The organism is Serratia sp. Tan611 (assembly GCF_905188235.1).
Classification (GTDB): Bacteria; Pseudomonadota; Gammaproteobacteria; order Enterobacterales; family Enterobacteriaceae; genus Serratia_B; species Serratia_B rhizosphaerae.
This window is the reverse complement of record NZ_LR994655.1, coordinates 788,487-810,839: the sequence shown is the minus strand read 5'-3', so window position 1 is coordinate 810,839 and position 22,353 is coordinate 788,487. Positions and strand designations below refer to the sequence as shown.

Here is a 22,353-nt window from a genome sequence, read left to right as displayed (position 1 = left end):
TATCTGCTGTTGAATAGCGCGGGAACGCATCAGGCTTAATTCAGCATGGGTTTTAAAATCAGGTGTTGACATCGCCTGAGCGATAACGTATCAAATTAGGCAACGCAAACATTTTAGAGAAGTGGAATCACATGATCCGTATTACTCGTCTACTAGGCCTACTACTAAACGCATCTTCTTTGCGCGGTATGCCAGTGGGCGGCGATCGGTCCTGATTCAGCCACTCAGCTATAACAAACCCGCGCTACTGCGCGGGTTTTTTTTTGCCCGCTTAGCGTGAAAAACACGATAAGGAACCAAGCGATGAGTCAACAAGTCATTATCTTCGATACCACATTGCGCGACGGTGAACAGGCGCTGCAGGCCAGCCTGAGCGTAAAAGAAAAGATTCAGATCGCGATGGCGCTGGAGAGAATGGGCGTCGACGTAATGGAGGTTGGCTTCCCGGTTTCTTCACCGGGTGACTTTGAATCGGTGCAAACTATTGCACGCCAAATCAAAAACAGTCGCGTCTGCGGCCTGGCGCGCTGCGTCGACAACGATATCGATGTCGCCGCCGAGGCGCTGCGCGTCGCCGAAGCGTTCCGTATCCACGTCTTCCTGGCCACCTCAACGCTGCATATCGAGTCAAAATTAAAGCGTTCGTTCGATGAAGTGCTGGAGATGGCCGTACGCTCGGTGAAACGCGCACGCAACTATACCGACGACGTCGAATTCTCCTGTGAAGACGCCGGACGCACGCCGATCGACAATCTGTGCCGCGTGGTTGAAGCAGCCATCAACGCCGGCGCCACCACCATCAATATCCCCGATACCGTCGGCTACACCACGCCGAACCAGTTTGGCGGCATTATCAGCACGCTGTACGATCGGGTGCCGAACATCGACAAGGCGATTATCTCCGTACACTGCCATGACGATTTAGGCATGGCGGTCGGCAACTCAATCGCGGCAGTGCAGGCCGGCGCCCGTCAGGTGGAAGGCACGATCAACGGCATCGGCGAGCGCGCGGGCAATACCTCATTGGAAGAGGTGATCATGGCGATTAAAGTGCGCCAGGACATCATGAACGTGCACACCAATATCAACCACCAGGAAATCTACCGCACCAGCCAGTTGGTCAGCCAGCTGTGCAATATGCCGATTCCCGGCAACAAAGCGATCGTCGGCTCTAACGCCTTCGCCCACTCTTCCGGCATTCACCAGGATGGCGTGCTGAAAAACCGTGAAAACTACGAAATCATGTCGCCGCAGACCATCGGTCTGAAAGACGTTCAGTTGAACCTGACCTCGCGCTCCGGCCGCGCGGCGGTGAAGCACCGCATGGAAGAAATGGGCTACAAAGATCAGGACTACAACCTGGACGATCTGTACGCCGCCTTCCTGAAACTGGCGGACAAGAAAGGTCAGGTGTTCGACTACGATCTGGAAGCGCTGGCGTTTATCAATAAGCAGCAGGAAGAACCGGAACACTTCAATCTGGGTTACTTCAGCGTGCAGTCCGGCAGCAGCATTATGGCCACCGCCTCGGTCAAACTGATGTGCGGCGGCGAAGAAAAAGCCGAAGCGGCCACCGGCAACGGCCCGGTCGATGCGGTCTATCAGGCCATCAACCGCATCACCGACTTCCCGATCGAACTGGTGAAATATCAGCTGACGGCGAAAGGCCAGGGTCGCGACGCGCTGGGCCAGGTGGATATTGTGGTTTCCTACAACGGCCGCCGCTTCCACGGCGTCGGCCTGGCGACCGATATCGTCGAATCCTCCGCCAAGGCGATGATCCACGCATTAAATAATATTTGGCGCTCCCAACAGGTAGAAAAAGAAAAACAGCGTCTGCAGCAAACCAAACATCAAAATAATCAGGAAACGGTGTGAACATGACGAAGAATTACCATATTGCCGTCTTACCCGGAGACGGAATCGGCCCGGAAGTAATGGCGCAGGCAAAGAAAGTGTTGGAGGCGGTACGCCAGCGCTTTGATATCCGCATCACCACCAGCGAATACGACGTCGGCGGCATCGCCATCGACCGCCACGGCAGCCCGCTGCCGGCGGCGACGCTGAGCGGCTGCGAGCAGGCGGACGCCATTTTGTTCGGCTCGGTGGGCGGCCCCAAGTGGGAACATCTGCCGCCGGCGGAACAGCCGGAGCGCGGCGCGCTGCTGCCGCTGCGTAAACACTTCAAACTGTTCAGCAACCTGCGTCCAGCCCGCCTGTACCAGGGGCTGGAAAACTTCTGTCCGCTGCGCGCCGACATCGCCGCCGCCGGCTTCGATATCCTGTGCGTCCGCGAGCTGACCGGCGGCATTTACTTCGGCCAGCCGAAAGGGCGCGAAGGCCAAGGCATGCAGGAGCGCGCCTATGATACCGAGGTGTATCACCGCTTCGAGATCGAACGCATCGCGCGCATCGCCTTTGAATCGGCGCGCAAACGCCGCAATAAGGTCACCTCCATCGATAAGGCCAACGTGCTGCAAAGCTCGATCCTGTGGCGCGAAGTGGTGAACGAGGTTGCCAAAGATTACCCGGATGTGGCGCTGTCGCACATGTACATCGACAACGCCACCATGCAGTTGATCAAAGATCCGGCGCAGTTCGACGTGCTGCTGTGCTCCAACCTGTTCGGCGATATTTTGTCGGACGAGTGCGCAATGATCACCGGTTCAATGGGCATGCTGCCTTCCGCCAGCCTGAACGAAGCGGGCTTCGGCCTGTACGAACCGGCGGGCGGCTCTGCGCCGGATATCGCGGGTAAAGGTATTGCCAACCCGGTAGCCCAGATCCTGTCGCTCACCCTGCTGCTGCGCTACAGCCTGGAGGCCGGTGAAGCCGCCGATGCGATTGAGCGCGCCATCAACCAGGCGCTGGAACAGGGTTACCGCACCGCCGATCTGGCCGGCGACGGCAAGGCGGTCAGCACCGATGAAATGGGCGATATCATCGCCCGCTTTGTGGCACAGGGGGCATAACATGGCTAAGACGTTATATCAGAAATTGTATGATGCCCACGTGGTGTACGAAGCGCCGAACGAAACGCCGCTGCTGTATATTGACCGCCACCTGGTGCATGAAGTCACGTCGCCGCAGGCCTTCGACGGCCTGCGCGCCATGGGCCGCAAGGTGCGCCAGCCGGGCAAAACCTTCGCCACCATGGATCACAACGTGTCGACGCAGACCAAAGACATCAACGCCAGCGGCGAGATGGCGCGCATTCAGATGCAGGAACTGATCAAGAACTGCGCGGAGTTCGGCGTATCGCTGTATGACCTGAACCACCCGTTCCAGGGCATCGTTCACGTGATCGGCCCGGAGCAGGGCATGACGCTGCCGGGGATGACCATCGTCTGTGGCGACTCCCACACCGCCACCCACGGCGCCTTCGGCTCGCTGGCGTTCGGCATCGGCACGTCAGAAGTAGAACACGTGCTGGCGACCCAGACGCTGAAACAGGGGCGCGCCAAGACCATGAAAATCGAGGTCACCGGCGACGCGGCGGCGGGCATCACCGCCAAAGACATCGTGCTGGCGGTGATCGGCAAAACCGGCAGCGCCGGCGGCACCGGCCATGTGGTCGAGTTCTGCGGCAAGGCTATCGAAGCGCTGAGCATGGAAGGCCGTATGACGCTGTGCAACATGGCGATTGAAATGGGCGCCAAAGCCGGGCTGGTCGCGCCGGACGACACCACCTTCGCCTACCTGAAAGGCCGCCAGTTCGCGCCGACCGGCGATAACTGGGAACAGGCGGTCGCCTACTGGCGCACGCTGAAGTCCGATGACGACGCACAGTTTGACAGCGTGGTGACGCTGCGCGCCGAAGATATCGCGCCGCAGGTTACCTGGGGCACCAACCCGGGGCAGGTGATCGCCGTCAACCAGATCATCCCGGCGCCGGAGTCGTTCAGCGATCCGGTCGAACGTGCTTCCGCCGAAAAAGCGCTGGCCTATATGGATCTGCAACCGGGCATCAAACTGACCGAAGTGGCGATCGACAAAGTGTTTATCGGCTCCTGCACCAACTCACGCATTGAGGATCTGCGCGCCGCTGCGGCCATTGCCAAAGGGCGCAAAGTCGCCAGCGGCGTCCAGGCGATTGTAGTGCCCGGCTCCGGCCCGGTGAAAGCGCAGGCGGAGGCCGAAGGGCTGGATAAAATCTTTATCGAAGCCGGTTTTGAATGGCGTCTGCCCGGCTGCTCCATGTGTCTGGCGATGAACAATGACCGCCTGAACCCGGGCGAGCGCTGCGCCTCCACCAGCAACCGTAACTTTGAAGGGCGTCAGGGACGCGGCGGGCGCACCCACCTGGTCAGCCCGGCCATGGCCGCCGCCGCCGCCGTCAGCGGCCACTTTGCCGATATTCGTGAACTGCACTAAGGAGCATCACCATGGCTAAATTTACTCAACATACCGGCTTAGTGGTGCCTTTGGATGCGGCCAACGTCGATACCGACGCCATTATCCCGAAACAGTTTCTGCAGAAGGTGACGCGCACCGGCTTCGGCCAGCACCTGTTTAACGACTGGCGCTTTCTGGACGATGCCGGCCAGCAGCCCAACCCGGACTTCGTGCTGAATAAAGCGCGTTACAAGGGCGCCAGTATCCTGCTGGCACGGGAGAACTTTGGCTGCGGCTCCTCGCGCGAACATGCGCCGTGGGCGCTGACCGACTACGGTTTCAAAGTGGTGATTGCGCCGAGCTTTGCCGATATTTTCTACGGTAACTCGTTCAACAACCAGCTGCTGCCGGTCACGCTGAGCGAGCAAGACGTGGATACGCTGTTCAAACTGGTGGAAGCCAACGAAGGCATCGAGTTTACCGTCGACCTGGAACAGCAGACGGTGAACGCCGGCGGCCACAGCTACCCGTTTGAGATCGACAGCTTCCGCCGCCACTGCATGATCAACGGCCTGGACAGCATCGGCCTGACGCTGCAGCACGACGCGGATATCGCCCGTTACGAAGCCAATCAGCCGGCGTTTCTCAACTGATTCGGCCACGCTGACGCACAGCAGGGGCGGATATTCCGCCCCTGCTTCATCACCGGCCCCTCGCCGCCCTTACCAATATCCCAGCCACTTCCACCAGGCGGCGCCAATCGTCAGCCAAATCAGCAGGTTTACCACGCTCATCACCAGACCGGTTTTCCACCACTCGCCCAGCGTGCTGTAACCGGAGCCGAAAATAATCGGCGCGGTGCCGGTCGCATAGTGAGTCAGCGACATCATCAGCGAAGAAGAGAACGCCAGAATCAGGCCAAGCAGCGCCGGCGGCGCGCCAAGCGCCACGCCTGCGGCGAAGAAGGCGGCAAACATGGCGGTCACGTGCGCCGTGGTGCTGGCGAAGAAGTAGTGAGAATAGAGATACACCAGCGTCAGCAGCAGCGTGCCGCCCACCCAACTCATCCCCATATGCGCAATACCGGCGCCGACCGTCTGCGACAGCCAGTTAATCAGCCCCAGTTTGCCCAGATAGGTCGCCATCATCACCAGCGCGGAGAACCAGACCACGGTATCCCAGGCGCCCTTCTGCCTCAGGATGTCATCCCAGCTCAGTACGCCGCTGGCCAGCAAAATCGCCAGGCCGATCAGGGCGGCGGTGGTCGGGTTCACCGCCAGCGCCGGACCAAAAATCATCGCCGGAATACCGGCCCACAGCACCAGCAGCAGCGCAAACACCGCCAGCGTAATCTTCTCCGGCAGCGTCACCGGCCCCAGCGCCTGCAGCTGCCGTTTGGCGAAGTTCGGCGCATCCGGGGTGCTTTTAATTTCCGGCGGATAGAGGAAATACACCACCAGCGGCATTACGATCAGCGAACAGAGGCCCGGCAACAGCGCCGCCAGCGCCCACATGCCCCAGCTCAGCTCCACGCTGTTGTGCGTGCCTTTGGCGATCAGGCTGACCACCAGCGGGTTCGGCGCGGTGGCGGTGATAAACATCGCCGAGGTGATCGGGTTGATGTTGTAGTTCACCAGCGCCAGATAGCGGCCGATCTTGCCGCTGGTGTTCAAGCCGGGGCTGGAGCCGAAGCTGTCGGCGATCGATTTCATAATCGGGTGGATAATCCCACCGCCGCGCGCGGTGTTGCTCGGCGTCACCGGCGCCAGCGTGGTCTCCGCCAGCGTCAGCGCATAGGCGATGCCCAGCGTCTTTTTGCCGAACAGCGAAATAAAGTAATAGCCGATACGCCCGCCCAGCCCGGTTTTATTCAGGCTGAGCGAGATCATGATAGAGAAGCCGATCAGCCAGATCAGCGGATTGGAAAAGCCGCTCAATGCATCGCCGAGCGCCGCCCCCGGCTTGCCGGGGTTGGTGACGCCGGTCACCGCCACCAGCGCGATGGCGATCACCGATACCGCGCCAATCGGCATCGCCTTGCCGATAATGGCGATAATGGTGCCGATAAACAGCGCCAGCAGCTGCCAGGCGTTGGGTTCAACGCCCTCAGGAACCGGGATGACAAACCAGATAAGCAGCGTGGCGGCAACGGCAATCAGGGAGGGAACAGGCTTGAGCGGCGTTAGTTTATCCATAACATACCCACGAGATTCAACGGAGAGGCGCGGCGGCGGCGTGGAGCAAAACCAACGACGCCGACGCCTTATGTCCGTTTAGCTTGCGACTATGGGCTAATGTTCTCAATGATTTACATCAATGTTAACGAAAATAGCGGTTAAACCTCCCGCACGCGGGCGCACAGCCACCAGGAGAGCGCCGCCAACGCCACCGCCAGCCAATACACCGCGTAGTGTCCCAGATTCTCCACCAGCGCCCCCTGCAGCACCCCGGCTAAAATGACGCCGGTGGAAATACTGTTGGTAAACATGGTGGTCGCCGCGCCGGGACGCCCCGGCATCAAATCCTGAAAATAGAGCATGCCGATGCCGGCAATAATGCCGATAAAGATCGCGTTGAACAACTGCAGGCCAATCAGCGCCAGTTTAGCGGTGAACAGCGTCAGTCCAAGATAAAACAGCAGGCCCGCCGCCACGGCGAACAGCATCATCCGGCGCTTGCCGAAACGCTTGACCACATAGCCCGCCAGCAGCATAGCCGGGATTTCCAGCCCGGCGGCGATGCCCATCAGAATGCCGGCCAGCCGCTCCGGCAGCCCGAGATCGCGGGTGATATACAGCGGCATATCGATGATATACATGGTGTTGCAGGTCCACATCAGCATCGAGGCGACAAACAGCCGGCGCACGTCGCGGTTGCGCCAGGCGCTGGGCGGCGCGACCGGCGTCACATTCAGGCTGCCGGTTTGCGCCTCGCGCGGCACCGAAGGCAGGCAAAACCCCACCAGCAGCGCGCTGACAACGAAGATCCCCGCGGCGATCAGGAACATGGTGGTAAAACCGTAATTGAGCGCCAGCATAAACGACAGCGGCGGGCCGATGACCCAGGCCAGCGACAGCTGGGCACGCATCACCGAGCTGAACATCACCACTTCACGGCCGCTGCTGTCGGCATATTCCCGCGCCAGGGCGAAAATCTGCGGCATCGCGGTATTGGCCAGCGCCGCCATCAGCACGCCGGCGGTAATCAGCGTCAGATAGTCGCGGTTAAAGGCGAACAGCAGGCAGTTGCCTACCGCCATCAGACAGCAGCCTAAAATCAGCTTACGCCTGTCGCCGCGGGTGTCCGAGCGTTTGGCCAGCAGGAAGCTCACCACGATGCCGGCCACCGCGTTGACGGTATAAAACAGCCCGACCCACAGCGGCCGCACTTTGACTTCCGAAGTCAGAAACAGGCTGAGCGTCGGCGTCTGCAACGCCCCGGCGATACCGGCCAGAAAAGCGACGGCAAGGAATGCGGCGAAAACGGGGTTAAAACGGCGTAGCGACCAACGGTTATTCATAGCGGCATTCCTGAACAAGGCGAAAACGGCGCAATAAAAAAATCAGCGTAGAAGAAGTCAGCGAATAGTAAAAGCACCGCCCGACAACGGCAATCACCCGCCGCAAATAAAAATGCCAGTGGGTCGCCCCACTGGCTGGTGAAAAGCACCATTACTCAGAAACACTTGGTCTCCCCAGGTTTTCAGGCGTCGCCTGAAAACCCACGGATAGCGGGGAAAGATCAGAGGCGCTTGCGATAGGCTTCGTCGCTCAGCGTCGGCATATCCCACTGGGTTAAATGGGACAATATTTCCAGCCTGGCCTGCTCCGGCACCAGCCGGGTCAGCCAGTCGGCGTGCTGGCGGCGAACGGCGGCGAAATAGCGCTGATAAAACTGTTTCGACAATAAAACGTTCATAAGCCCGCCCTCCTCTCTTTCGTCTGAGCAAATTATCGGCGTAATATAGGGAAAGATAAATTGTCGGATTACTGTCGGGGAGTTCCTCTTTTATGTCCACGCCACGCCTGCAACAGCAGTTTATTCGTCTCTGGCAACGCTGCCAGGGCGAAGCCCGCGATACCACGCTGCAGGAGCTGGCCGACGCGCTCAGCTGTTCGCGCCGTCATGTACGCTCGCTGCTTGGCGCCATGCAGCAACAGGGGTGGCTGACCTGGCAGGCAGAGGCCGGGCGCGGCAAGCGTTCGCGGCTGGAGTTTCACTACACCGGCCTGGCGCTGCAGCAACAGCGGGCGGAAACGCTGCTGGAACAGGATCGCATCGACCAGCTGGTGCAGCTGGTCGGCGATAAAAAAGTGGTGCGACAGATGCTCCTGTCCCAACTGGGACGCAGTTTCCGCCAGGGTAAACATATCCTGCGCGTGCTCTACTACCGGCCGCTGTCCAATCTGCTGCCCGGTTCGGCACTGCGCCGTTCGGAGACGCACCTGGCCCGGCAGATTTACAGCGGCCTGACGCGGATAAATGAGGAAAACGGGGAACTGGAGTCCGACCTTTCCCACCACTGGCAGGCGCTGACCCCGCTGCACTGGCGCTTCTATCTGCGCCCCGCTATCCACTTTCATCATGGACGCGAGCTGGAGATGGAAGACGTTATCCAGACGCTGACGCGCCTGACGTCGCAGCCGCTGTTCGCCCATATCGCACGCGTCGACTCGCCGACGCCCCATGTGATCGATGTGCATCTGCACAGCCCCGATTACTGGCTGCCCTGGCTGCTTGGCAGCGTGCCGGCCATGATTCTGCCGCAGGAATGGCGCACTCTGCCGGATTTTGCCCGCCATCCGATCGGCACCGGCCCGTACAGCGTGGTGCATAACCAGCAGAGCCAACTGAAGATCCAGGCGTTTGACGATTACTTCGGCTATCGCGCCCTGATCGATGAAGTGAATATCTGGGTCCTGCCGGATATTACCGAAGAGCTGATGCACTCCGGCGTGCAGCTGCAGGCCGACGATACCGGCAAAAATGAGCTGGAAAGCCGGCTGGAGGAAGGCTGCTACTTTCTGCTGTTCGACCGGCGTTCGCCCGTCGGCGACGATCCGGCCATCCGCAGCTGGCTGTGCGAACTGCTCAATCCTATTGCCCTGCTGAACCTCTCCGGGCCGGTCAGCCAGCGTTACTGGTCGCCGGCCTACGGCATTTTGCCGCGCTGGCACCATAACCGCGAACTGACCCAGAGGCTGAAACCCGCCGCTCTGCGCCGGCTGACGCTGACCTACTACGGCGAACACTCGGAGTTCAACGCCATCGGCGACGCCCTGCAGCCGCTGCTGGCGCAGCACGGTGTAGAACTGACGGTCAATATCGTCGATTACGACGTCTGGCACCGGGGAGAGGCGCAGAGCGATCTGTGGCTCGGTAGCGCCAATTTCACCCTGCCGCTGGAATTCTCACTGTTCGCCACCCTGTATGAGCTGCCGCTGCTGCAACACTGCATGAGCGAAGATCTGGCGCAGGACGCCGCGCTGTGGCGCGATAACCGCCTGCCGCTGGCGGAATTTTGTCGCCGGCTGGTCAGCCAGCATCAGTTGCATCCGCTGTTCCATCACTGGCTGCAGCTGCACGGCCAGCGCAGCATGCGCGGCGTACGGATGAATACGCTGGGCTGGTTCGACTTCAAATCCGCCTGGTTCGCGCCGCCGGAGACATAAGCATCTTTCGCCGGCGGCGCTAACTCTTTACAATAGCGCCGTCTCAACGGGGTGCGGAACAAGGTTTTCGCTGAGAGCAAACCCGTCGAACCTGAACCGGCTAATACCGGCGGAGGGATTTGAGTGCCAGCCAACCGGCTCCCCAGGAGCCCCTCAGATGCCTTTGCTGCCCTAACTATCAGGAGTGCAAAGTGATCAAGAAATTCCTGCCTTGCCTGTTGCTGCTGGCCGCCGCGCCGGCGCTGGCGAAAGACACGCTGACGGTTTACACCTACGACTCCTTCGCCGCCGACTGGGGCCCTGGCCCGGCAATCAAAAAAGCCTTTGAGGCCGACTGCAACTGCGAACTGAAATTCGTGGCGCTGGAAGACGGCGTCTCACTGCTTAATCGTCTGCGGATGGAAGGCAAAAATAGCAAAGCGGACGTGGTGCTGGGGCTGGATAACAACCTGCTGCAGGCGGCGCGCCAGACCAGACTGTTCGCCGCCAGCACGGTGGACCACTCGCGGCTGAACGTGCCCGGCGGCTGGCAGGACAGCACCTTTATCCCCTATGACTACGGCTACTTCGCCTTTGTCTACAACAAAGACCGGCTGAAAAACCCGCCGAAGAGCCTGAAAGAGCTGGTGGAAAGCGACCAGCCATGGAAAGTGATCTATCAGGATCCGCGCACCAGCACCCCGGGTCTCGGCCTGCTGCTGTGGATGCAGAAAGTCTATGGCGACGCCGCGCCGCAGGCCTGGCAGAAGCTGGCGAAGAAAACCGTCACCGTCACCAAAGGCTGGAGCGAAGCCTACGGTCTGTTCCTGAAAGGAGAAGGCGATCTGGTGCTGAGCTATACCACTTCGCCGGCCTACCATCTGCTTGAAGAGAAAAAAGACGCTTACGCCGCCGCCAACTTCAGCGAAGGGCACTACCTGCAGGTCGAGGTCGCCGCTAAATTGCAGGCCAGCCGCCATCCGCAGCTGGCGGAGCGCTTTATGCAGTTTATGCTGACGCCGGCGTTCCAGAACGCCATCCCGACCGGCAACTGGATGTATCCGGCGATCAAAACCCCTCTGCCGGCCGGCTTTGCGCAACTGCCGGTGCCGCAGACCGCGCTGCAATATGGCGCGGATGAGGTGGCAAAACAGCGAGGCAACTGGATCCGTTCATGGCAAAGCGCCGTCAGCCGTTAATCCCCCACTGGCTGTGGCCGGGGCTGCTGGCCGCCGGCCTGATTCTGCTGGTGGCCGCGCTGGCCTTCGGTTCGCTGCTGAACCATGCGCCGCACAGCGACGCCCTGTCGATATGGCAGGATGACTACCTGTGGCACGTGGTGCGCTTCACCTTCTGGCAGGCGCTGCTGTCGGCGCTGATCTCGGTGCTGCCCGCCATCCTGCTGGCGCGGGCGCTGTACCGCCGCCGCTTCCCCGGCCGCGCGTTGCTGCTGCGTTTATGCGCCATGACGCTGGTGCTGCCGGTGCTGGTGGCGGTGTTCGGCCTGCTCAGCGTCTACGGCCGGCAGGGCTGGCTGGCGGCGCTGTGCGCCTGGCTGGGGCTCGACTATCAGTTCTCGCCTTACGGCCTGCAGGGGATTCTGCTGGCGCATATGTTCTTCAACCTGCCGCTGGCGACCCGCCTGCTGCTGCAGGCGCTGGAAAACGTGCCGGTTGAACAGCGCCAGCTTGCCGCACAGCTGGGCATGAACGGCTGGCAGCAGTTCCGCTTTGTCGAATGGCCGGCGCTGCGCCGGCAGATCCTGCCGGGCGGCGCGCTGATCTTCATGCTCTGCTTCGCCAGTTTCGCCACCGTACTCTCGCTGGGCGGCGGGCCGCAGGCCACCACCATCGAGCTGGCCATCTACCAGGCGCTGAGCTACGACTATGACCTTAGCCACGCCGCGCTGCTGGCGCTGATCCAGCTGGCCTGCTGTCTGGGGCTGGTGATGCTCAGCCAGCGTCTCAGCCAGGCGCTGCCGGTGGGCGCAACGCAGGCGATGCAATGGCGCAACCCGCAGGACAGCCGCCGCCGGCGTCTGACCGATGCGCTGCTGATCGTCGCCGCTCTGCTATTACTGCTGCCGCCGCTGCTGGCGGTGGTGGTCGACGGCGCCAATCAGGCAATCGCCAGCGTGCTGCAGCAGCCGGCGCTGTGGCAGGCGCTGTTCACCTCGTTGCGCATCGCCGTCGGCGCCGGCCTGCTATGTCTGCTGCTGACCATGATGCTGTTGTGGAGCAGTCGCGAGCTGAAACTGCGCCAACAGCGACGCTGGGGCCAGGCGCTGGAACTGAGCGGCATGCTGATTCTGGCGATGCCCGGCATCGTGCTGGCTACCGGCTTTTTCCTGCTGCTGAACGACACCGTCGGGCTGCCGCAGTCGCCCTATGCGCTGGTGATCCTGACCAACGCGCTGATGGCGGTGCCCTATGCGCTGAAAGTGCTGGAAAACCCGATGCGCGACGTGGCGGAGCGCTACAACCCGCTGTGCCTGTCGCTGGGCATGCAGGGCTGGCGGCGGCTGCGCTGGATCGAACTGCGCGCCCTGCGTCGCCCGCTGGCACAGGCGCTGGCCTTCGCCTGCGTGCTGTCGATCGGCGATTTCGGCGTGGTGGCGCTGTTCGGCAACGAGCAGTTCCGCACCCTGCCGTTCTATCTTTACCAGCAGATCGGCGCCTATCGCAGCAATGACGGTGCGGTCACCGCCCTGTTATTGTTATTACTGTGCTTCCTGCTTTTTACCCTGATTGAACGTTTACCGGGCCGCGATGATAGAACTTAACCAACTGACCTACCTGTATGAGCACCTGCCGATGCGCTTTGATCTGCGTATCCGCCCGGGCGAACGCGTGGCGGTGCTCGGGCCGAGCGGCGCGGGGAAAAGCACCCTGCTCAGCCTGATTGCCGGCTTTCTGAGCGCGGACGGCGGCAGCCTGCGTCTTGACGGCGACGACCATACCCGCACGCCGCCGGCGCAGCGGCCGGTGTCGATGCTGTTTCAGGAAAACAATCTGTTCGCCCACCTGACGGTGGAACAAAACATCGGGCTGGGGCTGGATCCCGGTCTCAGGCTGAACGCCGGGCAAAAACGGCAGCTGGCGCAGATAGCCGATCAGGTCGGCCTGACGGAACACCTGCCGCGCCTGCCGTCGCAGCTCTCCGGCGGCCAGCGCCAGCGCGCCGCGCTGGCCCGCTGTCTGATCCGCCAGCGGCCGATTCTGCTGCTGGACGAACCTTTCTCTGCGCTCGACCCGGCGCTGCGCGGCGAGATGCTGCAATTGCTGGATACGGTGTGCCGACAGCGCGAACTGACGCTGCTGATGGTGTCGCACAACCTGGACGACGCCGCGCGCATCGCCCCGCGCACGCTGCTGGTGGTGGACGGCCGCATCTATTATGACGGCCCGACGCAGCCGCTGCTGGACGGCAGCGCCCCCGCAGCGCATATCTTGGGCATCAACGGAAAAGCGTGATCTGACGCGCGTTTTTTATGCTGCGGCAATAAAGCGGTTGTGCGAATTTTGCACCTGTGCTTTTATAAAATCCTGAGTTTTTTACTGATGATAAGGTTCCCTGTGATCGCATCCTCGCTGACTTCGACCCTACTAGTTACCGCGCTACCAGCCGCGGTGGTCGTCGTGCGTGTGGTGGTGGTCGTCGGCAATGCGCCGTAGGGTCCGAATCAACGCATCGATTCCCAAACCCCGCCGGCGCAAACCGGGCGGGGTTTCTTGTTTTAGCACCCTGCCCGCCAAAGCTCACCGGCCTTGAGAAAGGACAGGAACATGGCAATTACGGGCACGCCTCACGCAGGCAAACGCTTTACCGGCGCGCAGCTGATCGTTCATCTGCTGGAGCGTCAGGGCATCACCACCGTCGCCGGCATTCCCGGCGGCGCTGCGCTGCCGCTGTATGACGCGTTAAGCCAAAGCGCCACCATCCGTCACGTGCTGGCGCGTCACGAACAGGGCGCCGGTTTTATGGCGCAGGGCATGGCGCGCGCCAACGGTAAAGCGGCGGTCTGCATCGCCTCCAGCGGCCCGGGCGCCACCAACCTGGTCACCGCCATCGCCGACGCCAAGCTCGACTCCATTCCGCTGGTGTGCATTACCGGCCAGGTGCCCTCCTCAATGATCGGCACCGACGCCTTTCAGGAAGTGGACACCTACGGCATGTCCATCCCGATCACCAAACACAACCATCTGGTACGCGACATCCGTGAGCTGCCGCAGGTAATCTGCGATGCGTTCCGCATTGCCGAATCCGGCCGCCCCGGCCCGGTGTGGATCGACGTGCCGAAGGATATTCAAACCGCCGAGATTGAGCTGGACCAGCTGCCGCCGCTGGCGCAGCCAGACGCCGCGCCGGCCTTCAACCCCGCCGACGTGGCCCGGGCGGCGGCAATGATCAATCAGGCCCAGCGGCCGATTCTCTATCTGGGCGGCGGCATTATCTGCGCCGACGCGCACCGCGCCGCGCTGCAGCTGGCCGAGCGCGCCAGCCTGCCGACCACCATGACGCTGATGGCGCTGGGCGCCATGCCGGTCGACCATCCGTTATCGCTGGGGATGCTGGGCATGCACGCCGCGCGCAGCACCAACTTTATCCTGCAGGAGGCCGATCTGCTGGTGGTGCTGGGCGCGCGCTTTGACGACCGCGCCATCGGTAAAACCGAGCAGTTCTGCCCGAACGCCAAAATCATCCACGTAGATATCGACCGGGCGGAGCTGGGCAAGGTAAAACAGCCGCAGGTGGCGATCCACGGCGATGTCGGACAGGTGCTGCAACAGGTGCTGCCGCAGATCGACGCCCAGCCGCGCAGCGCCTGGCTGAATACCGTCAACGACCTCAAGCGCGAATTTCCGTTCAGCATGCCGCACGCCGACGAACCGCTCAGCCATTACGGACTGGTGCTGGCCGCCGCGCGCTGCGTGGATGAAAACGCCATCGTCACCACCGACGTCGGCCAGCATCAGATGTGGGTGGCGCAGGCCTATCCGCTGCGCCGTCCGCGCCAGTGGCTGACCTCCGGCGGGCTGGGCACCATGGGCTTCGGCCTGCCGGCGGCGATCGGCGCGGCGCTGGCCGAACCGCAGCGTAAAGTGCTGTGTTTTTCCGGCGACGGCAGCCTGATGATGAACATTCAGGAGATGGCCACCGCGGCCGAGCACCATCTGGACGTCAAAATCATCCTGATGAACAACCAGGCATTGGGACTGGTGCATCAGCAGCAAACCCTGTTCTATCAGCAGCGCATCTTTGCCGCCGCTTATCCGCAGCGTACCGATTTCCTGACCATCGCCGCCGGCTTCGGGCTGGACACCTGCGACCTGAACGCCGCCGCCGATCCGCAGGCTGCATTGGCGGAGGCCATTGCGCGCCCCGGCCCGTGCCTGATCCACGCGCTGATCGACACTAACGAAAAAGTCTTCCCGATGGTGCCGCCGGGCGCCGCCAACATCGACATGATTGGAGAATAAGCCATGCTACAACCCCAACAGAAATCACAGGTCATTCTCGAACTGGCGGTCCGCAACCATCCCGGCGTGATGTCGCACGTCTGCGGCCTGTTCGCCCGCCGTGCGTTTAACGTGGAAGGCATTTTGTGTATGCCGCTGAAAGACGGCAGGCAGAGCCGCATCTGGCTGCTGGTGGCCGATGACCAGCGGCTGGTGCAGATGATCAGTCAGGTGGAAAAGCTGGAGGATGTGCTGCAGGTAAAACGCCACAGCGAAGACCTGCGGGTGTTTGAACAGCTGGAAGCGTTTTTCCAGTAATGAAACGGGGCGGAACACTCCGCCCCCAGATTACCCGGCCAGCACCTGCCACAGCAGATGGCGGTATACCGGCATCAGCGGCTGCTGGCTCATGAGGTAACAGCAGACAGCGGCGGCGATCCAGCCGACCACGCAGGCCATACGCAGCCGCAGCGGCGTCAGCCAGCGGCTCAGTCGGTCGCTGCCGCGTTTGTCTTCCCGCCACCAGCGCCAGCTGAGCCAGGCGGCCAGCCACAGCAGGACTATCGAACCAAACAGCAGCCACTTAAACAGCGCGCTGTTGTCCGAGGACGGAATATCAATCGCCACCCCCGCCAGAATGCCGGGGAAGAAGTAGACCGGCGGCCAGGTAATGCAGCCGATAATATTCGGCAACGCAAATTTATACGGCGGTAAATCGAGCATGCCGGCCACCATCGGTACCAGCGGCCGCGTCGGCCCGACGAAACGCCCCAGCAGCACGGTAAAGATGCTGTGCTGATGCAGCGCATGTTCGGTGCGGTCAAGCATCGCCTTATGCTTCTGCAGGAACGACCAGCGGTGCAGCGGCTCTTTAAACGCCCGGCCGATAAAATAGGAGATCCAATCGCCGAGGAAACAGCCGATGCCGCCGGCCGCCCAGGCCAGATACAGATCCACCTGGCCGCTGCCGATCAGTGCGCCAACGCTGGCCATCATCACGGTGCCCGGCAGCAGCAACCCCACCAGCGCCAGCGATTCCAGGAAGGTCACCAAAAAAATGACCATCAGAGTGAAAGCCAATGATTGAGCGAGCAAATGTTGTAAATAGGCTTCCATCAAACCTCTGTTCGTTATCTAAAGCGCCTGGGCGAAGGATTGTCCGGTGCGGGCCAGAGTGAGTCAACTCCTGAATTGTATGCGTTTTTGGCAGCGCGGCCACAGGGGATGCAATACTGTATAAAAAACCATGTTATACTTTACGTCTGACAACGCATCGGCGCCGCCCGCGCGATGCCTTCCTATTCGGCTACGCAGATAAATACCGCCTTGAACGATAACGCCGCATCCCCGATGCAGGGTTTCCTGCTCACCCGCCACTGGCGCGATACGCCAGCCGGCACCGAAGTCGAATTCTGGCTGGCGACGGATCGCGGCCCGCAACGGCTGCGCCTGCCGCCGCAGACCTCGGTAGCGTTTATTCCCGCAGAGCAGCGCCAGCGGGCGGAACTGCTGCTGCGCGGCGAACGGCACTGGGAGCTGAAAGCGTTGCCGCTGCAGGATTTTCACGCCCGACCGGTGCTGGGGCTGTATTGCCGCCAGCATCGTCAGCTGATCAAGCTGGAAAAAGTGCTGAAGGAGAACGGCGTCAGCGTCTATGAGGCCGATATCCGTCCGCCGGAGCGCTATCTGATGGAGCGCTTTATCACCGCGCCGGTCTGGTTCAGCGGGCGCTCCGGCGGCGACGGCGTATGGCTTAACGGCCAGATGAAGCCGGCGCCGGACTACCGTCCGCAGCTGAAACTGGCATCGCTGGATATTGAGACCACCGCCCACGGCGAACTGTACTCCATTGCGCTGGAAGGCTGCGGCCAGCGGCAGGTGTATATGCTCGGCCCGCCCAACGGCGGCAGCGAACCGCTGGATTTCGCACTGGAGTACTGCACCAGCCGGCCGCAGCTGCTGGAGCGCCTGAACCAGTGGCTGGAGCGCCACGATCCGGACGCCATCATCGGCTGGAACCTGATCCAGTTTGATTTGCGCGTGCTGCAAAAACACGCCGAACGCTACCAGATCCCGCTGCTTTTCGGCCGCGGCGGCAGCCCGCTGGAGTGGCGCGAACACGGCTTTAAACAAAACCACTTCTTTTGCTCCGCCGCCGGCCGGCTGATTATCGACGGTATTGAAGCGCTGAAGTCCGCCACCTGGAACTTCCCCTCCTTCAGCCTGGAATACGTGGCGCAGACCCTGCTGGGAGAAGGCAAGTCCATCGATAATCCCTATCAGCGCATGGCGGAAATCGACCGGCAGTTTGCCGAAGATAAACCGGCGCTGGCGCGCTATAACCTGAAAGACTGCGAACTGGTGACGCGGATTTTCGCCGCCACCGAACTGCTGCCCTTCTTACTGGAGCGCGCCACCGTCACCGGGCTGGCGGCGGACCGCAGCGGCGGTTCGGTAGCGGCCTTCAGCCATCTGTATATGCCGCGCATGCATCGCCAGGGCTATGTGGCGCCCAACCTCGGCGAACTGCCGGAAGAGCACAGCCCCGGCGGCTTCGTGATGGATTCACAGCCCGGCCTGTACGACTCGGTGCTGGTGCTGGATTACAAAAGCCTGTACCCCTCGATCATCCGTACTTTCCTGATTGACCCGGTCGGGCTGGTGGAGGGCATGCTGCACCCGGACGATGCCGATTCGGTGCCCGGCTTTCGCAACGCGCGCTTCTCACGCAGCAAACACAGCCTGCCGGCGATCGTCAGCCAGATCTGGCAGGGGCGCGAACAGGCGAAACAACAGCACAACAAGCCGCTGTCGCAGGCGTTGAAAATAATTATGAACGCCTTCTACGGCGTGCTTGGCGCCAGCGGCTGCCGCTTCTTCGATCCCCGGCTGGCGTCATCGATCACCCTGCGCGGCCATGAGATCATGCGGCAAACCCGGGAACTGATCGAAGCCCGCGGCTATCAGGTAATTTACGGCGATACCGACTCCACCTTCGTCTGGCTGAAACAGGCGCACGACGAACAGCAGGCGACGCAGATCGGCCGCGAGCTGGTGCAATATGTCAATCAGTGGTGGCAACAGCATCTGCAGCAGAACTACCGGCTGACCAGCGCGCTGGAGCTGGAGTTTGAAACCCACTACAGCCGCTTTCTGATGCCCACCATCCGCGGCGCGGAACAGGGCAGTAAAAAACGCTATGCCGGCCTGATCGCCAGGCCCGGCGCCGAACCGCAGATGGTGTATAAAGGGCTGGAAACGGTGCGCACCGACTGGACGCCGCTGGCGCAGCAGTTCCAGCAGCAGCTGTATCAGCGTATTTTCCTGCGCCAGCCGTATCAGGACTTTGTGCGCGACTACGTCGCCAAAACGCTGGCCGGCGAATTCGACGATCAGCTGGTATACCGCAAACGCCTGCGGCGCCAGTTGGACGACTATCAGCGCAACGTGCCGCCACACGTCCGGGCGGCGCGCATCGCCGACGACTATAACCGCCGGCAGGGCCGCCCGCTGCAGTACCAAAACGGCGGCTGGATCAGCTATGTGATCACCCTGGCCGGGCCGGAGCCGCTGGAAACGCAAAGTTCGCCGCTCGACTACCAACATTACCTGGAGCGCCAGCTGCAACCGGTGGCAGACGCTATACTTCCCTTCCTGCACGATGATTTTACCACCCTGGTTACCGGGCAGATGGGATTGTTTTGATCCCAGCACGGATCGGGAAAACCCCACGGAACGGGCGTGTTAGGACAGAATGCGGGAAGATAAAATTCCTCCGGTTTTGCAGGTGACGAACGCGCCGCCTTCCATTACCATAGCGCCCTTCCCAAATTCTTAACCACTGACCATGCCGTCTTGCGACGTCCGCATGGAGTGAACAGCTATTGCCCGCCCAATCAGAATAAACGGGTATGAACAGGCGCTGCGCCGCAGCGAGAAGACTTACTTAAAAGAATCGAGCCGATAATATATGCCTTTTACTCTTGGTCAACGCTGGATCAGCGATACGGAAAGCGAATTAGGTCTGGGAACCGTCGTGGCGCTGGATGCGCGCATGATCACCCTGCTTTTCCCCGCCACCGGTGAAAACCGTCTCTACGCCAGAAATGATTCACCCATCACCCGCGTGATGTTTAACCCGGGCGATACCATCACCAGCCATGAAGGCTGGCAGCTTCAGGTAGAGGAAGTGAAAGAGGACAACGGGCTGCTGACCTATATCGGCACCCGCACGGACACGCAGGAAAGCGGCGTGGCGATGCGTGAAGTGCTGCTGGACAGCAAGCTCACCTTCAGCAAACCGCAGGACCGCCTGTTCGCCGGTCAGATTGACCGTATGGATCGTTTCGCGCTGCGCTTCCGCGCGCGCAAATACCTCAGCGAGCAGTATCGTCTGCCGTTCGCCGGCCTGCGCGGCATGCGCGCCAGCCTGATCCCGCACCAGCTGCACATCGCCTATGAAGTGGGCCAGCGCCATGCGCCGCGCGTATTGCTGGCGGACGAAGTCGGCCTGGGCAAAACCATCGAAGCCGGCATGATTATCCACCAGCAGTTGCTGGCCGGCCGCGCCGAGCGCGTGCTGATCGTGGTGCCGGAAACGCTGCAGCATCAGTGGCTGGTGGAGATGATGCGCCGCTTCAATCTGTACTTCTCGCTGTTCGACGACAGCCGCTACGCCGAAGCCAAGCTCGACAGCAGCAACCCGTTCGAAACCGAACAGCTGGTGATCTGCTCGCTGGACTTTGTGCGCCGCAACAAACAGCGCCTGGAAGAGCTGTCCGACGCCCAGTGGGACCTGCTGGTGGTCGATGAAGCCCACCACCTGGCCTGGAGCGAGGACGCCCCGAGCCGCGAATACCAGGTCATCGAGCAGCTGGCGGAACATACCCCCGGCGTACTGCTGCTGACGGCAACGCCGGAACAGCTGGGGCAACAGAGCCACTTCGCCCGCCTGCGCCTGCTGGATCCGAACCGTTTCCACGACTATCAGGAGTTCGTCACCGAACAGCAAAAATACCGTCCGGTGGCCGACGCCGTCACCCTGCTGCTGAGCGGTGAGCATCTGGCCAACGACAAACTGAACCTGCTGGGCGAGCTGATCGAAGAGCAGGATATCGAACCGCTGCTGAAAGCGGCCAACGGCGACGGCGAAAACAGCGAGTCCGCTCGTCAGGAGCTGGTGACCATGCTGATGGACCGCCACGGCACCAGCCGCGTGCTGTTCCGCAACACCCGCCATGGCGTCAAAGGCTTCCCACACCGTAACCTGCACCAGATCAAGCTGCCGCTGCCTGACCAGTACCAGACGGCGATCAAAGTGTCCGGCATCATGGGCGCGAAAAAGAGCCTGGAAGCCCGCGCGCGCGACATGCTGTACCCGGAGCAGATCTATCAGGAGTTTGAGGGCGAAAACGCCACCTGGTGGAACTTTGACCCGCGCGTTGAGTGGCTGCTGAACTACCTGATCGCCAACCGCCATGAAAAAGTGCTGGTGATCTGCGCCAAGGCGACCACCGCCCTGCAGCTGGAACAGGTGCTGCGCGAGCGGGAAGCCATCCGCGCCGCGGTGTTCCACGAAGGGCTGAGCATCATCGAACGCGATCGGGCGGCCGCCTACTTCGCTTCCGAAGAGGACGGCGCCCAGGTGCTGCTGTGCTCTGAAATCGGCTCTGAAGGACGCAACTTCCAGTTCGCCAGCCAGCTGGTGATGTTCGATCTGCCGTTCAACCCGGATCTGCTGGAGCAGCGCATCGGCCGTCTGGACCGTATCGGCCAGCAGCGCGATATTCAGATCATGGTGCCGTATCTGGAAAACACCGCGCAGGCGGTGCTGGGACGCTGGTTCCATGAAGGCCTGGACGCCTTTGAACACACCTGCCCGACCGGCCGCACCATCTATGACAGCAGCTACGAGCGCCTGATCGGCTACCTCGCCGCACCGACCGAGCAGGCCGGGCTGGACGAGTTTATCCACGAGTGCCGCCAGCAGCATGACCAGCTGAAAGCCCAGTTGGAACAGGGACGCGACCGTCTGCTGGAGATGCACTCCAACGGCGGCGACAAAGCGCAGGCGCTGGCGGACGCCATCGCCGAACAGGACAACGACGTCAATCTGGTGAGCTTCGCGCTGAACCTGTTTGATATTGTCGGTATCAATCAGGAAGACCGCAGCGATAACCTGATCGTGCTGACGCCGTCCGACCATATGCTGGTGCCGGATTTCCCGGGCCTGCCGCAGGACGGCTGCACCGTGACTTTCGATCGTGAGCAGGCGCTGTCGCGTGAAGACGCGCAGTTCGTCAGCTGGGAACATCCGATTATCCGCAACGGACTGGACCTGATCGTCTCCGGCGATACCGGCAGCTGCGCGCTGTCGCTGCTGAAGAACAAGGCGCTGCCGGTCGGTACGCTGCTGGCGGAGCTGGTGTACGTAGTCGAAGCGCAGGCGCCGAAGCATCTGCAGCTGACGCGCTTCCTGCCGCCAACGCCGATCCGCATGCTGCTGGACCGCAAAGGCACCAATCTGGCGGGGCAGGTGGAATTTGAAAGCTTTAACCGCCAGCTGAACGCCGTTAACCGCCATACCTCCAGCAAGCTGGTCAACGCCGTCCAGCAGGATGTACACGCCATGCTGCAGCAGGCGGAAAGCCTGGTGGAAGCCGAGGCGCGTACGCTGATCGAGCAGGCCAAACAAGAGGCCGACGATAAGCTGAGCAACGAATTGGCGCGTCTGGAAGCGCTGAAGGCGGTCAACCCGAACATCCGCGACGACGAAGTCGAAACGCTGGAGTTCAACCGTAAGCAGGTGCTGGCAAACCTTAACGACGCCAGCTGGCGTCTGGACGCCATTCGTCTGGTGGTTGTCACTCACCAATAACCGGCGATGCACGGGGAGCACAAGCTCCCCG

Annotated in this window: 18 protein-coding genes and 1 riboswitch; of the genes, 14 read left to right on the top strand and 4 right to left on the bottom strand. The window is 61.5% G+C overall.

From position 1 onward, the window contains the following. The first annotated feature begins 131 nt into the window (after positions 1–131). From leuL to leuD, 5 genes are all read left to right on the top strand, one after another. Complete coding sequence (gene leuL, locus TAN611_RS23660) at positions 132–215, top strand: leu operon leader peptide (RefSeq protein ID WP_111737729.1); 84 nt, start codon at positions 132–134, stop codon at positions 213–215. 88 nt (positions 216–303) lie between these two features. After that, the gene (gene leuA / locus TAN611_RS03730; protein ID WP_187043630.1) at positions 304–1,878 is read left to right on the top strand and encodes a 2-isopropylmalate synthase; all 1,575 of its coding nucleotides are present in this window, start codon (positions 304–306) and stop codon (positions 1,876–1,878) included. 2 nt (positions 1,879–1,880) lie between these two features. Further along, positions 1,881–2,972: a 3-isopropylmalate dehydrogenase gene (leuB, locus tag TAN611_RS03725; RefSeq protein WP_105229756.1), complete on the top strand. Its 1,092-nt coding sequence runs from the start codon at positions 1,881–1,883 to the stop codon at positions 2,970–2,972. Position 2,973: 1 nt separating this feature from the next. After that, entirely contained in the window at positions 2,974–4,374 is a 1,401-nt protein-coding gene (leuC, locus tag TAN611_RS03720) for a 3-isopropylmalate dehydratase large subunit (RefSeq protein ID WP_111737731.1), read from the top strand. An 11-nt stretch (positions 4,375–4,385) separates the two neighbouring features. Further along, complete coding sequence (gene leuD / locus TAN611_RS03715) at positions 4,386–4,988, top strand: 3-isopropylmalate dehydratase small subunit (RefSeq protein ID WP_105229754.1); 603 nt, start codon at positions 4,386–4,388, stop codon at positions 4,986–4,988. Between the two features lie 69 nt (positions 4,989–5,057). Here the strand turns inward: leuD and TAN611_RS03710 are convergent, their stop codons facing one another. The 3 genes from TAN611_RS03710 to sgrT all read right to left on the bottom strand — a co-directional run bounded on the left by TAN611_RS03710 (position 5,058) and on the right by sgrT (position 8,253). After that, positions 5,058–6,530, bottom strand: coding sequence for a DASS family sodium-coupled anion symporter (locus tag TAN611_RS03710; RefSeq protein WP_187043633.1), 1,473 nt, complete (start codon positions 6,528–6,530; stop codon positions 5,058–5,060). 140 nt (positions 6,531–6,670) lie between these two features. Further along, positions 6,671–7,855 (bottom strand): sugar efflux transporter, encoded by a 1,185-nt coding sequence (locus tag TAN611_RS03705; RefSeq protein WP_105229752.1) that lies wholly within the window; start codon positions 7,853–7,855, stop codon positions 6,671–6,673. Positions 7,856–8,076: 221 nt separating this feature from the next. Further along, a complete protein-coding gene (gene sgrT, locus TAN611_RS03700) occupies positions 8,077–8,253 on the bottom strand; it encodes a glucose uptake inhibitor SgrT (RefSeq protein ID WP_105229751.1) in 177 nt (58 codons plus the stop codon). Between the two features lie 92 nt (positions 8,254–8,345). Between sgrT and sgrR the strand changes: the two genes are divergently transcribed. The 7 genes from sgrR to ilvN all read left to right on the top strand — a co-directional run bounded on the left by sgrR (position 8,346) and on the right by ilvN (position 15,763). Continuing rightward, positions 8,346–10,007 carry an HTH-type transcriptional regulator SgrR gene (gene sgrR / locus TAN611_RS03695; RefSeq protein WP_105229750.1) on the top strand — a complete coding sequence of 554 codons (1,662 nt, stop codon included), beginning with the start codon at positions 8,346–8,348 and terminating at the stop codon, positions 10,005–10,007. A gap of 37 nt (positions 10,008–10,044) precedes the next feature. Then, a riboswitch (TPP riboswitch) is annotated at positions 10,045–10,143 on the top strand. 55 nt (positions 10,144–10,198) lie between these two features. Further along, positions 10,199–11,185 carry a thiamine ABC transporter substrate binding subunit gene (gene thiB, locus TAN611_RS03690; RefSeq protein ID WP_105229749.1) on the top strand — a complete coding sequence of 329 codons (987 nt, stop codon included), beginning with the start codon at positions 10,199–10,201 and terminating at the stop codon, positions 11,183–11,185. Then, the gene (gene thiP, locus TAN611_RS03685) at positions 11,161–12,768 is read left to right on the top strand and encodes a thiamine/thiamine pyrophosphate ABC transporter permease ThiP (RefSeq protein WP_111737733.1); all 1,608 of its coding nucleotides are present in this window, start codon (positions 11,161–11,163) and stop codon (positions 12,766–12,768) included. Before thiB ends, thiP begins: the two co-directional genes overlap by 25 nt. Beyond that, positions 12,755–13,459, top strand: coding sequence for a thiamine ABC transporter ATP-binding protein ThiQ (thiQ, locus tag TAN611_RS03680; RefSeq protein WP_187043634.1), 705 nt, complete (start codon positions 12,755–12,757; stop codon positions 13,457–13,459). Before thiP ends, thiQ begins: the two co-directional genes overlap by 14 nt. Before the next feature lie 87 nt (positions 13,460–13,546). Next, positions 13,547–13,660 (top strand): ilvB operon leader peptide IvbL, encoded by a 114-nt coding sequence (gene ivbL / locus TAN611_RS03675; RefSeq protein WP_154747116.1) that lies wholly within the window; start codon positions 13,547–13,549, stop codon positions 13,658–13,660. Between the two features lie 111 nt (positions 13,661–13,771). Next, positions 13,772–15,466, top strand: a complete 1,695-nt coding sequence (gene ilvB / locus TAN611_RS03670; RefSeq protein WP_203067302.1) for an acetolactate synthase large subunit — start codon at positions 13,772–13,774, stop codon at positions 15,464–15,466. 3 nt (positions 15,467–15,469) lie between these two features. Beyond that, positions 15,470–15,763 (top strand): acetolactate synthase small subunit, encoded by a 294-nt coding sequence (ilvN, locus tag TAN611_RS03665; protein ID WP_105229745.1) that lies wholly within the window; start codon positions 15,470–15,472, stop codon positions 15,761–15,763. A 30-nt stretch (positions 15,764–15,793) separates the two neighbouring features. Here ilvN and TAN611_RS03660 read toward each other — a convergent pair whose 3' ends face one another. Further along, positions 15,794–16,561 (bottom strand): DedA family protein, encoded by a 768-nt coding sequence (locus tag TAN611_RS03660; RefSeq protein WP_105229744.1) that lies wholly within the window; start codon positions 16,559–16,561, stop codon positions 15,794–15,796. Positions 16,562–16,795: 234 nt separating this feature from the next. Here TAN611_RS03660 and TAN611_RS03655 point away from each other — a divergent pair, with 234 nt between their 5' ends. Both TAN611_RS03655 and rapA read left to right on the top strand, forming a co-directional pair. Continuing rightward, positions 16,796–19,150 (top strand): DNA polymerase II, encoded by a 2,355-nt coding sequence (locus TAN611_RS03655; RefSeq protein ID WP_203067749.1) that lies wholly within the window; start codon positions 16,796–16,798, stop codon positions 19,148–19,150. A 265-nt stretch (positions 19,151–19,415) separates the two neighbouring features. Beyond that, on the top strand, positions 19,416–22,322 hold the full coding sequence (gene rapA / locus TAN611_RS03650; RefSeq protein WP_203067301.1) for an RNA polymerase-associated protein RapA: 2,907 nt from the start codon (positions 19,416–19,418) through the stop codon (positions 22,320–22,322). Positions 22,323–22,353: the final 31 nt, after the last annotated feature.

Excerpts from the sequence above, each read along its gene's own strand:
- leuL (WP_111737729.1), top strand. The coding sequence starts at position 132 with ATGATCCGTATTACTCGTCTACTAGGCCTACTACTAAACGCATCTTCT.
- leuA (WP_187043630.1), top strand. The coding sequence starts at position 304 with ATGAGTCAACAAGTCATTATCTTCGATACCACATTGCGCGACGGTGAA.
- leuB (WP_105229756.1), top strand. The coding sequence starts at position 1,881 with ATGACGAAGAATTACCATATTGCCGTCTTACCCGGAGACGGAATCGGC.
- leuC (WP_111737731.1), top strand. The coding sequence starts at position 2,974 with ATGGCTAAGACGTTATATCAGAAATTGTATGATGCCCACGTGGTGTAC.
- leuD (WP_105229754.1), top strand. The coding sequence starts at position 4,386 with ATGGCTAAATTTACTCAACATACCGGCTTAGTGGTGCCTTTGGATGCG.
- TAN611_RS03710 (WP_187043633.1), bottom strand. The coding sequence starts at position 6,530 with ATGGATAAACTAACGCCGCTCAAGCCTGTTCCCTCCCTGATTGCCGTT.
- TAN611_RS03705 (WP_105229752.1), bottom strand. The coding sequence starts at position 7,855 with ATGAATAACCGTTGGTCGCTACGCCGTTTTAACCCCGTTTTCGCCGCA.
- sgrT (WP_105229751.1), bottom strand. The coding sequence starts at position 8,253 with ATGAACGTTTTATTGTCGAAACAGTTTTATCAGCGCTATTTCGCCGCC.
- sgrR (WP_105229750.1), top strand. The coding sequence starts at position 8,346 with ATGTCCACGCCACGCCTGCAACAGCAGTTTATTCGTCTCTGGCAACGC.
- thiP (WP_111737733.1), top strand. The coding sequence starts at position 11,161 with ATGGCAAAGCGCCGTCAGCCGTTAATCCCCCACTGGCTGTGGCCGGGG.
- thiQ (WP_187043634.1), top strand. The coding sequence starts at position 12,755 with ATGATAGAACTTAACCAACTGACCTACCTGTATGAGCACCTGCCGATG.
- ivbL (WP_154747116.1), top strand. The coding sequence starts at position 13,547 with ATGATAAGGTTCCCTGTGATCGCATCCTCGCTGACTTCGACCCTACTA.
- ilvB (WP_203067302.1), top strand. The coding sequence starts at position 13,772 with ATGGCAATTACGGGCACGCCTCACGCAGGCAAACGCTTTACCGGCGCG.
- ilvN (WP_105229745.1), top strand. The coding sequence starts at position 15,470 with ATGCTACAACCCCAACAGAAATCACAGGTCATTCTCGAACTGGCGGTC.
- TAN611_RS03660 (WP_105229744.1), bottom strand. The coding sequence starts at position 16,561 with ATGGAAGCCTATTTACAACATTTGCTCGCTCAATCATTGGCTTTCACT.
- TAN611_RS03655 (WP_203067749.1), top strand. The coding sequence starts at position 16,796 with ATGCAGGGTTTCCTGCTCACCCGCCACTGGCGCGATACGCCAGCCGGC.
- rapA (WP_203067301.1), top strand. The coding sequence starts at position 19,416 with ATGCCTTTTACTCTTGGTCAACGCTGGATCAGCGATACGGAAAGCGAA.